Consider the following 12,848-nt stretch of genomic DNA (forward strand, 5'->3'; position numbering starts at 1 on the left):
TAGCGGATAAGGGTATCTCATGGCTTCATGACGTACTCGGTGAGGGCTATTTTGTGAAAAATAGTCAAATTAAAGGTGGTATCGCGAGTAATCGTCCTTATGTCTTATGCGGGCATAGGGGCGTTTTTTTGTTTCAGTTATTATTTTAGTTATCTTATTTGGGAGGCTTCACGATGAGGAAAAAGGGTTTCTTAGTTGGTTTGGTGAGTTTATTAGCAATTGGTGGTATTCTCGCGGGTTGTGGGAATAGCAGTGCAAGTAATAAGGGTGCTTCAAAAACGTATAAGTACGGGACAGTGACGATTCCTGCAAAAGATGGGTCAATCTGTAACGCCCCTAATTACATCGCTTACGAGAAGGGGTTCTTTAAGAAGAACGGGATCAAGGCCAAGCTTGTGGCTAACCCCCGTGACATCAGTGATTTGGAAGCTGGATTTGCGAGCGGTAAGTACGATGCGCAAAACGGTGATTTCCAATATCTGCCAGCCATTCAAAATGGTGCCCAGATCAAAGCTGTTGGTGGGATTCACCAAGGCTGCATCAAGTTGTTAGTGCCAAAGAACTCAAGCATTAAGAGTGTTAAGGATCTAAAAGGGAAGACAATTGGGATTCCTGCGCAAGGGTCAACACCACAGTATGTGACCTCGATCGCATTGCAACATGCCGGGTTGAATCCTAAGACGGATGTGACATGGAAAGTTTACGGTACCGACCTGTTAGCTAAGGCCGCTGAAAAGGGCCAAGTTGATGCCATCGGGACCGTTGATCCATACGCTTACCAAGCCCAAAAACAAGATGGGTTTAAGACCATTATTGATAACAACAACTATTCAGGCAACTCAAAGATGGCTGCCATGGGGATGAAGAAAAACGGGTCTTGCTGTTACCTCTACATCTCAAGCAAGCTGATCAAAGAGAACCCAGCGAAGGCTAAGGCAATCGTGAAGTCCTACAAGGAAGCAGCTGCTTGGATCAACAAGAACCCTAAGGAAACTGCTCAGATCGAATTGAACAAAGGGTACGTTTCAAAGACGAAGTTCATCAATGTTAAGAATGTGACTCAGATTCTACAGGATGAGCACTTTAACCTGAACCTCAAGAAAGGTAAGTCAGATTTGGCCTACTATATTCAACAATTAAAGGAAGCCGGTTACTTGAAGAAGGATACGAACAACAAACAACTCCTGAAGCAAGCATACTGGTACCCAGATCTTAAGTAATTGAGTAAGGAGTGAATTTCATGTTGATGTCTGTTCAACAAACGAGTGATAAAAAGACAGCCAAAGCAACGCGGGATGCAAGCAAGTATTGGAAAAAATGGCATTTAACCTGGAATATTTTGAGCTTGGTCGCCGTGGCGGCAGCGTATTTTGAAAATAAACTGGTGGCCTCACAAGAGTTAGTCAATAATAAAACCTACTACTGGTTCTTAGCAGCCTACTTTGCTTACCTCCTGATTGTAACGGTTATTGGCCAGTTTACCCACGGCCGAATCAGACACTACAACGGCCACTTTGCCCAATTAAACATTTCACTAGGGGTATTGCTGATTGTCCAAGATTTGCTGACTGAAAAATTCGCAGTCCTTGAACAGCCATTCTTCGTGAGTTCTGCCCAGATTCTTGACCAAATGCGTGAAAACGCAGCGTTACTTTGGGCGTCAACACTTTCGTCACTTGGATTGTGGGTCGTCAGCTTTATTGTAGGGACCTTGCTTGGGGTCGTTTTAGGCCTTGGCATGGGCCGCTATCGCCAGTTTAATTACTGGGCATTCCCATATTTAAAAGTGATTGGGATCATTCCAGCTGCTGCGTGGATGCCGTTAACCATGGTTATTTTTCCAACGAGCTACATGGCCGAAGTTTTCTTGATTGCGTTTTCCGTTTGGTTCCCAGTGGCCTTCATGACCATTGGTGGAGTTCAAGGCATTTCTAAAGAGTACTTCGAATCTGCGAAAACACTCGGGTTCAGCGAGTGGCAAATTGTGCGTAAAATCGTGATTCCTGGTGCGTTACCAAGCATCTTCACCGGGATCTACACCGCCATGGGTCTCTCATTTACCATGTTGGTGATTTCTGAAATGATTGGTGCCAAGGTTGGTCTCGGTTGGTTTATCAACTGGGCAAAAGGGACTGGTAACTACACGCAGGTGTACGCAGCGATTGTCATCATGGCCATTTTGTTCTCCGTTCTCTTCGCGCTGTTCACGAAGGTTCAGGACTACTTCTTACGTTGGCGTGAAAAGCGAAATTAGAAAGGGGCACATTAAATGGGTGTATTAGAAGTTGACCACGTTAACCGGCGTTTGCAGGATAACAATGGTCAAGAAATTAATGTATTAGACGATATCGACTTTACCGTCAACCCTGGCGAATTCGTGTCCATCATTGGGCCATCGGGCTGTGGTAAAACGACGCTGTTGCGGCTCATTTCAGGATTGGATCAACCCGAGGAAGGGAAGGTTACCATTGATGGTGACCGGATCACTAAGCCGGACTATTCGCGAGGGTATGTTTTCCAACATGGGAGTCTTTTTCCATGGGAAACGATTGAGGAAAATATCAGTGTTGGGTTGAAGGTCACTAAGGGCCGTCATTTCGACAAAGCCCTGGTGAAGCACTACATCGATCTGATGGGGCTGACCGGTTTTGAGAATTCCTATCCGCACCAAGTTTCAGGTGGGATGGCACAGCGGGCGGCTTTGGCGCGCTCAATCATCATGAAACCGGAGATTCTGTTACTGGATGAACCAATGGGGGCCCTCGATGCCTTCACACGAGCTGATATTCAAAACGTCATCTATCGTGTTTGGGAAGAGACACACACCACCATGATCTTGGTAACCCATGATATCGATGAAGCGGTCTATCTGAGTAACCGGATCGTGGTCATGACACCGCGACCTGGTCGAATTAAGGAAATTGTCGACAACCCGCTGCCGCATCCACGGTCACGGGTGAGTGAAGACTTTGCAACGTTCCGCCACGAAATTCAAGAGAAGTTGAATTTTGGTTTGGAGGACGTCCAGGAAGCGTCACGGTAATCAACACAGCTAAAAACGACCGAGAAATCATGTGATTTCTCGGTCGTTTTGTCATGCTGACACTTGTTTTCGTTCTTTCAAAATATACCGATTAGCCACCAACGCTGCCGCAAACGCAATCAGTGCCAGTACAACCAACACCACAAAATCAACGTGGCTGCCCTGTCTCGTCGCATGTTCGGTGGAGCGGATGGTCAGCTCATGCGCTGAGATAATGGCTGATAGCACGCCGGTTCCCAGTGAGCCGGCGTATTGCTGCATCATATTGAACAGCGAATTTTGGTCGGCCTTTTGGTGTACCGCAACGTGCTTGCTGGCATCGGACATGAGATTCCCGAACCCAAAGTTGAAACCAAGTCGCAGCACCATGAAGAAGATGGCAATCAAGCCGAGCGTCAGATGGTTGGTCAGCGTCGCAAAGAGGCCCGTGCCAATCAGAAGGAACACGTTGCTGATCATAATCGGCAGAATTCCGCCTCGTTTATCATAGATCCGACCGGCAAGTGGTGCGGTGATGGCACCCAGTAGGGCACCGGGAAAGAGGATCATGCCTGCGACCATCGAATTGGCACCCAAGACATTTTCGGCGTAGAGCGGAATCACAAAGGAAATACCGATGTTGGTGAACTGCAATAGGAAGTAGGTCGTCAACCGGAGGCGAATCAGCGGCATTTTCAAAATTGACCAGTCCAGCAATTCTCGTTTGCCATGACCCATGTGCCAGAGCTGGATGCCCATCAATAGAAGAAAGACGATTAGCCAGCCCCAGAATTGACCGCTCATAAACCCGTGCGTTCCGGCTTCGTTGAAGGTCCAAACCAAACTTGCAAAAATGACGGCAACGAGTGCCAGTCCATAAAAATCAAATGCGCCGTGTTGGTGGGAGGCCCTGGTATGAATTGTGCTGTTTCCCAGAAATGCAACAATGATAATAATCGGTAGGGCAATCCAGAAAATCCACCGCCATGACAAGGCGTGGTTTAACAGGCCACCATACGTTGGCCCAAGGGCAGGTGCAAAGGAAACGACCATTGCAGCAAGGCCGGTGTAGACGCCTAACTGAAATTTTGGCACGGAAGTCAAAATGATGTTAAACATCAGTGGTGTGGATAACCCTGTGGATATCGCCTGAAACAACCGCCCGAAAATGAGAAAGGTGAAGTTGGGCGCGATGCCGCACAGGATGGTGCCAATGAGACAACAAATGATTGCAAACCGAAAAATCGTTCGGCCGTCAAATCGTTTTAAAAGATACGCTGTGGTGCCCATCACGATGGTCACCAACAACAGATAGCCGGTAGTGACCCACTGGATCGTCGATAAAGAGACATGGAGTTGCGTGATCAACGTTGGAAACGTCAAATTCATAGACGTTTCAATGAGGATACCGATAAACGAGAGTAGCCCCACTGCTAAAATCGACAGTTGGGTGCGACGGGTGACTTTTGTTTCCAAAAAAATCCTTCTTTCGTGGCGATATGTATGGGATTGCTTCTTTAACCTGAATTATTCATAGTTCATAAAAATCCCGTCAGTTTTCGTATTTTTTCGAAAACTGACGGGTATGTCTTTATCTTTTGCTGAAATACGATGTTTATCAGTTCTAGCTAGTGAGATCTTTCAACTAACTCAGAATTGCTTTGAACTTTTGGATACACTTGTCCCTTGGTTGTACAGATTTTTTTAATTTTGCCGGTTATTCAATAGCCTGGATACGCTGTAGAGCCTGGTAGAACAGCCGATGGTAAACATGATACGAGCTCAGCCGCAACTGAATGCGTCGGCCAGTATGCACAACACGTGCCGCAACTTTGAATAAACGGATCCGCAATGTGCTAACGCACAAGCCGGAATCATGTTTTGTCAGTGCTAGCTGCTTTAAAAAGTTGACAATATTGTAAGCCAGTACACTAACCATCATCCGGGCAGCATTGGCATTAAACGTTGGACTATCAGTCTTATCGAAAAAGAAACCTGTTTTAGCTTCTTTGATGTAATTTTCCATTTGGCCGCGTTTGTGATACAGTTCGAAGGCAGTTTCAGCCGTTAAATTAGTCAGATTAGTGACGATAAATTCATGTGAAAAGATCAGTTCACCAGCTACTCGAGTTGATTTAATATAAATCTGCCGTGGCTTAGGCCACGATGCTGATTGATAGATTTCAGAGTAGTAATGAGTCTCTTCCTCTTGCCACTGGGTTTGATCACTGATCTTGACGAACTTTTCAGCTAGATTCTGTAATTTTCGATTGCATTTGAGTCGAATAATGTAAAACACATCGTTGGCTTCACAGACATCGTAAACTTCTGGCGTGGCGAAGCCACTATCACCACGAACCAGAATGTCAGTCGTGGGCAGCTGAGTTTGATAATGCTTTAATAGTGGTGTTAAAAAAGCTTTTACATCTTTGCTGGTGTAGGCATTTCCAGGACGCAAGACAGCTTTCAATAAGTTACCATCTTGATCAGTTGCCAGTAATGGATGATATCCTTCAGTACCATAATGTGCGTTGTAGTTAGTGGCTTCCTGTTTGCCATAAGTGTCTGAGTGAGTCGAATCGATATCAATAATCGTGGCTGTCTGGTTGGTTAATAGTCGAACACGGTCGATCAAAGCCTCATTTAAAGTCTGTAATGTGCTAACACTATCTTTATCAAAGCGTTGCCAAAGACGGTTTATCCAATAATAATTTAAAAAGCGGTTCTTTTTCTAAAGAAGTTGCCGCAGAATCTGCGCTATAACCAGCAATAATCTGAAGAATTAACTGTTTTAAGATACTAGAATTACTGTGTTGACAATATCGTCGCTGGTCATTGAACCTCAATAGTTTGTCGGCCAAGATGGTGAACTGGAATTTTGCCATCAGCTCTACACACAATGTTAGCCCGCCATCGGAAGATAATTGACCACCCGTATGCGATACTAAAATGTTTTTGTTGAAATTTAATGCCATTTCCTGTAAAGTTTTCAATATAGAGTCCTCTTCTCTCATGTGGTTTTGTTTAGCAATTTAACTATACCAGAGCTGGGGCTCTTTTTGTGTACTTAAAAGGTGAAAATACAAAATACCCATCAAACGCGTGATGCATGTGTTTGATGGGTATTTTGCATATCTTTGTGAATAAATCAGGTCTTTAATATTATAGTAGTGATTTGGATATTTGCAATTTAATTTGAATCATCAAGCATATGTAAAAAACTAAATCGATAACGCCAAGCCGACGATATCGCTTTAGTTTTCAGTTAATCTATTTTTGATCCAGTGCCTGCTGCACCAACTCAGGTTGCGTCTTGCCCAGATTCAACTCAACAATTTCGCCATCCACATTATAAACAACCTCTTCAGCAAGGTTCACAATGTGATCCCCAATTCGTTCAAGAATCTTAACGACCAACAGGTAGCCTGAACTTACCTGTGCCATGTCGGGTTCCTGCTGCAGGGTAGTTGAAACCGTGTGGCGGATTCGAACGTACTGTTCGTCTACTTGAAGGTCTTGATGGGCCACCGAAATCGCGAGCTCTGTGTTGAGCTCGGCTGTGGCCTCCAGGATGTCGGCCAACATGCTGCGAATGAGTTCACTGAGGTCGGCCACAGCCTTTTCAATGTCAGCGTTTCGAACGCTGGATTTCAGACGAAGCGTTTCACGGGCAATCCCAGTGGCGTGGTCACCGATACGCTCTAGATCAGCACTGGCTTTCAAGATGGAGATCACGGCCCGAAAATTATCGGCAAAAGGTTGCTGAAGGGCAATCAATTCGAGGGCTTCTTTTTCCAATTGAACCTCAGCCTTGTTGATCTGCTGATCAGTGGTGATGACTAAGTTGGCCTTTCCCTGGTCATGATCGACAAAGGCTTGAGTTGCCCGGTTGATCTGCTGATTCACATGTTGCCCCATTTCTGTAAAGTGGTCGTTCAGGGTGTGAAACATTTCTAAAAAGTGCGTTTGCATACGGGGCCTCCTAGCCAAATTTACCGGTGAGATAGTCGCTGGTGGCCTGTTGCTCTGGCGTTAGGAAAAACTGGTTTGTCTCCCCAACTTCAACGAGGTCGCCGTTTAGCATAAAAGCGGTACGGTCTGAGATACGTGATGCCTGTTGCAGGTTATGAGTGACGATGATGATCGTGTACGTCTTCTTTAGCGCCATCAATGTGGCCTCAATCTCACTGCTGGAGATTGGATCCAGTGCACTGGTCGGCTCATCCAATAAGATGATGTCAGGTGAGACCGCCAGTAACCGAGCGATGCAGATTCGTTGCTGCTGACCGCCGGAAAATGACAGGGCGTTTTTATCGAGATCATCCTTTACTTCGTCCCACACGGCAGCCTGTTTGAGCGCCCATTCAACCTTCTCTGCGATGGCTGTTCGACTTGGGCGGCCGTTTAAACGTAATCCGTAGGCGACATTTTCTCGAACCGAGAACGGAAAGGGATTCGGTTGTTGAAATACCATCCCGATTTGGGTTCGTAAGGCAACTAAATTGGCGTTTGGCGCGTACAGATCCTGACCTTTAAAGTTGAAGGTTCCCGTAATCGTCACATTGGCGATCATGTCGTTCATCCGGTTGAGGCATCGTAAATAGGTCGACTTGCCGCAACCGGAGGGGCCGATCAGGGCAGTGATCGTGTTGGGTTCATAGTCTAATGAAATGCCATGCAATGCTTCGTGGTCACCGTATGAGAGGTGGACATTTTTTGTGGATAAGAGGGGCGTCGTCATTTGTCGCTCCTTTCTAGCCAAAGTGGCCGGTAACATAGTCGCGGGTGATCGGCAGTTGCGGCGTTTGAAATAGGTTACTTGTGGTATCAAATTCCAGCACGTGACCCAGATGGAAAAACGCCGTGTACTGACTAATGCGTGATGCCTGCTGCATGTTATGGGTCACGATAATGATGGTGTAATGTTCCGCCAATTTAATTAAGGTGGCTTCGATCTTTGCCGTGGAAATCGGGTCGAGGGCACTGGCAGGTTCATCCAGCAATAAAACGTCTGGTTGAACTGCCAAAGACCGCGCTAGACAGAGGCGTTGTGCCTGACCGCCAGACAGCGATAACGCACTCCGGTCGAGTGTGTCCTTCACTTCATCCCACAGCGCAGCTTCTTTTAAACTAGTTTCGATCCGTTCATCTAACTCCGCCTGATTGCGAATACCATAAGCTTTGAGCGCAAAGGTGATGTTATCGCGGATGGACTTCGCAAAGGGATTCGGCCGTTGGAACACCATCCCGATGTGCCGACGAACCGCATAAACGTTGACATTTTTCGCATTGATATCGGTGTCATGATACATAATTTTTCCCGTAACGGTTGCCACATCATCGTTCATGCGGTTTAAACTTCTGAGAAATGTGGATTTACCGGATCCTGAGGCGCCGATCAGTGCGGTGATACGATTTTCCGGAAACTGTAACGTCGCGTCGTGCATGGCATGGTTGTTGCCGTAGAAAACTTGCAGGTCTTCAGTCGTGATTGCTGATGGTAGGTCTGGCGCCATCAGGTAGGTTTGAGAAAAGTCCGTGTTTTGCATAGATTACCTCACTTATGTCCGGTCATTTTCCGGTAGAGATGGGTGCCAAGCGCGCGTGCACTCAGATTGACAATGAGGAGCACGATGATCAAAACCGCTGAAGCACCGCTAGAAATCGTGAGCGCATCCGGTGTAACACCTTCCGTATTCACTTTCCAGATATGCACAGCAAGCGTTTCAGCGGGTCGCATTGGGTTCAAAAAACTGTCTGCGCTCAGAGGATTTCAGTTGGTGTAACTCACGATCGGCGCACTTTGCCCTGCCGTGTAGATCAACGCGGCTGCTTCACCAAATACGCGGCCGGCGCTTAAAATGATACCGGTCAGGATCCCGGGCAGCGCTGCTGGGAGAATGATGCCCTTGATCGTTCGCCAGTTGGAGAGTCCCAGTGAGACACCTGCTTCATGTTGACTGGTCGGGACTGCGTTCAGTGACCCTTCAATGCTGCGAATCAAAAGCGGTAAATTGAAAAAGGTCAGGGCAATTGCGCCGGAAAGGATTGAGAAGCCAAAGTGAAATTGGATCACGAAGAGCAAGTAGCCAAACAAGCCAACGACCACTGACGGCAATGAACTCAGGACTTCGATGGCGGTTCGAATGAGGTCTGTCAGCCAGTTGTCTGCAGCATACTCTGCCAGATAGATAGCTGCCCCTAAGGCCAGGGGAAACGAAATGACCAGTGTCAACACCAGCAAGTAGCAGGAGTTAAACAATTGGTCTCGAATGCCGCCGCCCGCCGCAAAGGACTGCGAGGGTGAAGTCAGCAAATGCCAGGTGACATGGGGCAAGCCGATCGTTAAGATATCGCCGACTAAAAAGACGAGGATTAAGATTACAAAGACGACCATTGCGTTGATCAACAGGGTGGCAACACGATTTGTTCGTTGTGGTGTCATGGATTAAAACGCCCCCGTTTCCCGATAAACCGGATGAGCAGGTTAAAGACGAGCGACATGAGCAGCAGAATTAATGCCAGTGACCATAGCGCGTTGTTGGGTAGGGTGCCCATCACGGTGTTACCGATTTGGGTCGTCAGCTGACTCGTTAAAGTCGACGTGGCTGACACGAGTCCGTGAGGCATCAATACGGCGTTTCCAATCACCATTTGGACGGCGAGCGCCTCACCAAAGGCCCGGGCCATCCCAAAAATGATAGCGGTGAGCAGTCTGGGTGTTGCGGCGCGTAAAATGACTTTATAGATGGTCTGCCACCGGGTGGCACCCAGTGCAAGCGATGCGGAGCGCAAATGTGATGGGACAGCATTTAACGCATCAACTGAGAGGGAAGTTACCGTGGGCAAAATCATAACAAAAAGCACACTAGTGCCGGCGAGAATCCCCACCCCAGTGCCACCGAACAGGGTGCGAATAATGGGGACGATAACAGTTAAGCCAATGAACCCGTAAACCACGGAGGGAATGCCGACGAGCAGTTCCATGACGGGTTGCAGGATCTTGCTGCCGCGTTGCGGGGCAATTTCTGTCATGAATAGGGCTGCCGCAATGGCGAAAGGCGTGGCCACAATGGCTGATAACAGGGTGACCATAAACGAGGTGGTGATCATGGGCAACGCGCCTACTTGCGGATGTCCGGCCTTGTCTAAGACGCTGGGGTTCCACTGGGTGCCTGAGATAAATTGCCAAAGGTCAACGTGATCTTGAAAAAAGGTCGCCAGTCCGCGTGAGGCAATAAAGTAGAGGATACTGACAACTAGAATGGTGATGATGCCGATACAGCCATAGCTGATCAGTCGGCCACGACGGTCTTCATGTGTGGCCTTTGAGGGTGAGGTAAGATCCATAAAACGCCTCCAAATAAAAGAGAGGGTCCTAGGCAACGACTGCCGCGGCCTGGAATCCTCAATTAGTGTTCAACCAACTTATTTTGCGGACACAACGTTTTGCGCGTTTTTCGTGACCTTCATGGATTGCATGTTAATGTACCCAAGGTTCTTGACGAGCCCTTTTTGAATTTTAGTGGTGAGCATGTACTTCAGAAATTGGGCCGTTTGTTTATTTGGTTGGCCCTTCGTGTACATGTGTTCATATGACCAGATCTTCCATTTGTTAGTAGTCACGTTGGCATCAGTCGGTTTCACGTGGTCGATACCAACTGCCTGAATATCAGGTTTGATGTAGGAAAAGGCCAGGTAGCTAATAGCACCAGGAGTTGAGGTCACTAATTTTTGCACCGTACCGTTTGAATCCTGTTCTTGAGAAGTGATTGCTTTTTCACCCTTCAAAACAGCCGCTTCAAAGGTTGCACGGGTGCCACTTCCCTGAGCACGGTTAATGACAGTGATTTTTTGGTCTTGACCGCCGACTTCCTTCCAGTTCTTGATCTTACCGGTAAAGATATCGCGGAGTTGTGCCATGGATAAGTTTGTGACGTCGACTTTTTTATTGACCACGGGTGCCATTCCGACAACGGCAACTTGGTGATCGACCAGTTTCTTAGCCTTAACACCTGACTGCTGTTCAGCAAAGATATCAGAGTTTCCGATTTGCACGGCACCCTGCTGAACCTGACTGAGACCAGTCCCTGACCCGCCGCCTTGAACGGTCAAAGTGGTGTCTTTATGATCCTTTTGATAATCAGTTGCGGCTTGTTCGACGAGGGGTTGTAACGCCGTTGATCCGACTGCCGTGACCTTGGTTGTTTTGGCTGAGGTGCTTGTGCTAGACGACTTTGACTTACTGTTGCTGCTTGAACTGCAGCCGCCTAATAGCAGGCCAACGAGACCCATGGTAACGATGGTGGACGCAATGACTTTGTTCTTCATAAGTAGAACGCTCCTTTTAAATAGTGGCTTCAATGATAGTAACGTCGTGGTTTGTTCCTAACCACAAACTTAGTATAAATCGCCAATGTAAAGATACTGTATGGTTCTTGTAACGTTTATGTAAAGGGGGTATTTTATTTCGGAAATTTGTGCCATAAATAAGGGTAGCCAAAAATAATAGGAGGTGCCACCATGACTCGCAGCATCTTATTAGTGACTGAAAATGCTAATCTAGCGGCGCGTTTAAGCCGGTTGATCGGCGATTGGAAACTGATTGAAGCGCCAAGTCTACCACCAGAATTTTTACTCAGTCGTTATGACCAGACCATGATCATCTTTGATATTCAACACCAAGTGCTCGTTGCAAACCAGCGGGCAAACCTGGAATTACTCCGCCAGCAGTTCAGCGGTCCGATGCTGGCGATCGGCTACCATCAGGCTGGGTCGGCACTTGCTTGCACACTGCTTGAAAATCTGCATTTTGATGACGTTTTAGACTGCCTGATGACCGATTCCGAATTGCGGGCGCGAATTAGTCAGAAAATTTGGTCGGCAACGCACCGTGAACGGATCGCGTCGATTCCAACGCAGACGCTGCAAGTTGGGCGACTCATGATCGATTTTCAACACTATCAGGTGACAGCAGGCGGCAAACGATTAGAGATGGGGCCACTGGAGTTTAGGTTGCTAGTGTTCTTCGTCCAGAACGCAAACGTCGTCCTGACCCGCGGCCAAATTGCAGAAGGTGTGTGGCATAATCGCCGCGATGCGACGATGCGGGCGATTGATTCTCACATTAGCAAACTGCGCAAATTGATTGAGTTAGACGCTAAGATGCCGGCTTATTTGGTGACTGTGCGCGGATTTGGGTATCAGTTTAAAACGGAGATGGAGGTTGCTGACTGATGATTTTTTAGGAGGGGGGTAGAGATTTTTACTATGTAATCGTTTTAGGCAGGCATCCTTAGAGAAGAAATTTTGGAGGTTCACTTTTTGATAAGATTGTGAGGATTTTAGTTCTGAGATTTGTTTGGCGCCGTGGTTTTGGGTCTTATTGTCGAAACGTTTTTCGCAAGGTGTCTGTCCATTGTTGGGTGATTCAAAGTAACGCTTTAATGTTGCTTCGTTCCACCGTTCGGACCTGCGGACACGTTTCCACTACGCTATGATTCTGGCAGTGGTCGGCATAAGGTATATCATGAACTTTCTAATTTAATCGTTACTGGTGACTAGCACCTCATGAGAAGCAATGCTGTTAATAGCCTTATTAGCAGTCGAGGGCGGATTCTCTACGAACTAGTTTTAAAGCTATTGTGATGCTTAACTAGTGATAAAAGGGTAGCGCAACGTCAGTGGAATGGAGCAATTTGGCACGGAGCTGTGGTGTCGACATCAGTTAGCAACCGTATTGTGGTCGGTTACTATGTGCGAGACGACTGAGATCCACTCGAGAGCTACGCAGCAGAAATCGAGTTAGCTCAGTCGCGAGCCACCA

Annotated in this window: 10 protein-coding genes, 2 pseudogenes and 1 other annotated feature (1 of these 13 only partly in view); of the genes and pseudogenes, 4 read left to right on the forward strand and 8 right to left on the reverse strand. The window is 47.2% G+C overall.

All coding sequences use genetic code 11. From position 1 onward, the window contains the following. Positions 1-102, forward strand: a binding site (T-box leader); it begins 141 nt to the left of the window's first position. Positions 103-173: 71 nt separating this feature from the next. The 3 genes from AYR61_RS06640 to AYR61_RS06650 are packed head-to-tail and all read left to right on the forward strand — an operon-like array spanning position 174 to position 3,043. Continuing rightward, positions 174-1,220 carry an ABC transporter substrate-binding protein gene (locus AYR61_RS06640; protein ID WP_056987544.1) on the forward strand — a complete coding sequence of 349 codons (1,047 nt, stop codon included), beginning with the start codon at positions 174-176 and terminating at the stop codon, positions 1,218-1,220. 20 nt (positions 1,221-1,240) lie between these two features. Further along, positions 1,241-2,254, forward strand: a complete 1,014-nt coding sequence (locus AYR61_RS06645; RefSeq protein ID WP_082409319.1) for an ABC transporter permease — start codon at positions 1,241-1,243, stop codon at positions 2,252-2,254. A gap of 15 nt (positions 2,255-2,269) precedes the next feature. Beyond that, complete coding sequence (locus AYR61_RS06650) at positions 2,270-3,043, forward strand: ABC transporter ATP-binding protein (protein WP_054711258.1); 774 nt, start codon at positions 2,270-2,272, stop codon at positions 3,041-3,043. Positions 3,044-3,094: 51 nt separating this feature from the next. On the opposite strand, the gene AYR61_RS06655 is transcribed toward AYR61_RS06650, so the two are convergent. From AYR61_RS06655 to AYR61_RS06690, 8 genes and pseudogenes are all read right to left on the reverse strand, one after another. Then, entirely contained in the window at positions 3,095-4,498 is a 1,404-nt protein-coding gene (locus AYR61_RS06655; protein WP_225356523.1) for an MFS transporter, read from the reverse strand. A gap of 241 nt (positions 4,499-4,739) precedes the next feature. Then, positions 4,740-6,015: pseudogene (locus AYR61_RS06660) on the reverse strand (IS1380 family transposase). Between the two features lie 277 nt (positions 6,016-6,292). Then, a complete protein-coding gene (phoU, locus tag AYR61_RS06665) occupies positions 6,293-6,994 on the reverse strand; it encodes a phosphate signaling complex protein PhoU (protein ID WP_054712076.1) in 702 nt (233 codons plus the stop codon). A 10-nt stretch (positions 6,995-7,004) separates the two neighbouring features. Continuing rightward, entirely contained in the window at positions 7,005-7,763 is a 759-nt protein-coding gene (gene pstB / locus AYR61_RS06670; RefSeq protein WP_065902244.1) for a phosphate ABC transporter ATP-binding protein PstB, read from the reverse strand. Between the two features lie 13 nt (positions 7,764-7,776). Then, positions 7,777-8,571, reverse strand: a complete 795-nt coding sequence (gene pstB / locus AYR61_RS06675; RefSeq protein ID WP_065902247.1) for a phosphate ABC transporter ATP-binding protein PstB — start codon at positions 8,569-8,571, stop codon at positions 7,777-7,779. 8 nt (positions 8,572-8,579) lie between these two features. Continuing rightward, a pseudogene (gene pstA, locus AYR61_RS06680) lies at positions 8,580-9,467 on the reverse strand (phosphate ABC transporter permease PstA). Next, positions 9,464-10,372: a phosphate ABC transporter permease subunit PstC gene (gene pstC, locus AYR61_RS06685; RefSeq protein WP_054712081.1), complete on the reverse strand. Its 909-nt coding sequence runs from the start codon at positions 10,370-10,372 to the stop codon at positions 9,464-9,466. The pseudogene pstA and the gene pstC overlap by 4 nt, the downstream one beginning before the upstream one ends. Positions 10,373-10,450: 78 nt before the next feature. Continuing rightward, positions 10,451-11,353: a phosphate ABC transporter substrate-binding protein PstS family protein gene (locus tag AYR61_RS06690; RefSeq protein WP_054712088.1), complete on the reverse strand. Its 903-nt coding sequence runs from the start codon at positions 11,351-11,353 to the stop codon at positions 10,451-10,453. Positions 11,354-11,545: 192 nt separating this feature from the next. Between AYR61_RS06690 and AYR61_RS06695 the strand changes: the two genes are divergently transcribed. Beyond that, positions 11,546-12,259: a winged helix-turn-helix domain-containing protein gene (locus AYR61_RS06695; protein WP_065902249.1), complete on the forward strand. Its 714-nt coding sequence runs from the start codon at positions 11,546-11,548 to the stop codon at positions 12,257-12,259. The last annotated feature ends 589 nt before the right edge of the window (positions 12,260-12,848 follow it).

This window comes from Secundilactobacillus paracollinoides (assembly GCF_001702155.1).
GTDB lineage: Bacteria > Bacillota > Bacilli > Lactobacillales > Lactobacillaceae > Secundilactobacillus > Secundilactobacillus paracollinoides.

Excerpts from the sequence above, each read along its gene's own strand:
- AYR61_RS06690 (WP_054712088.1), bottom strand. The coding sequence starts at position 11,353 with ATGAAGAACAAAGTCATTGCGTCCACCATCGTTACCATGGGTCTCGTT.
- AYR61_RS06695 (WP_065902249.1), top strand. The coding sequence starts at position 11,546 with ATGACTCGCAGCATCTTATTAGTGACTGAAAATGCTAATCTAGCGGCG.
- pstB (WP_065902244.1), bottom strand. The coding sequence starts at position 7,763 with ATGACGACGCCCCTCTTATCCACAAAAAATGTCCACCTCTCATACGGT.
- pstC (WP_054712081.1), bottom strand. The coding sequence starts at position 10,372 with ATGGATCTTACCTCACCCTCAAAGGCCACACATGAAGACCGTCGTGGC.
- phoU (WP_054712076.1), bottom strand. The coding sequence starts at position 6,994 with ATGCAAACGCACTTTTTAGAAATGTTTCACACCCTGAACGACCACTTT.
- pstB (WP_065902247.1), bottom strand. The coding sequence starts at position 8,571 with ATGCAAAACACGGACTTTTCTCAAACCTACCTGATGGCGCCAGACCTA.
- AYR61_RS06640 (WP_056987544.1), top strand. The coding sequence starts at position 174 with ATGAGGAAAAAGGGTTTCTTAGTTGGTTTGGTGAGTTTATTAGCAATT.
- AYR61_RS06650 (WP_054711258.1), top strand. The coding sequence starts at position 2,270 with ATGGGTGTATTAGAAGTTGACCACGTTAACCGGCGTTTGCAGGATAAC.
- AYR61_RS06645 (WP_082409319.1), top strand. The coding sequence starts at position 1,241 with ATGTTGATGTCTGTTCAACAAACGAGTGATAAAAAGACAGCCAAAGCA.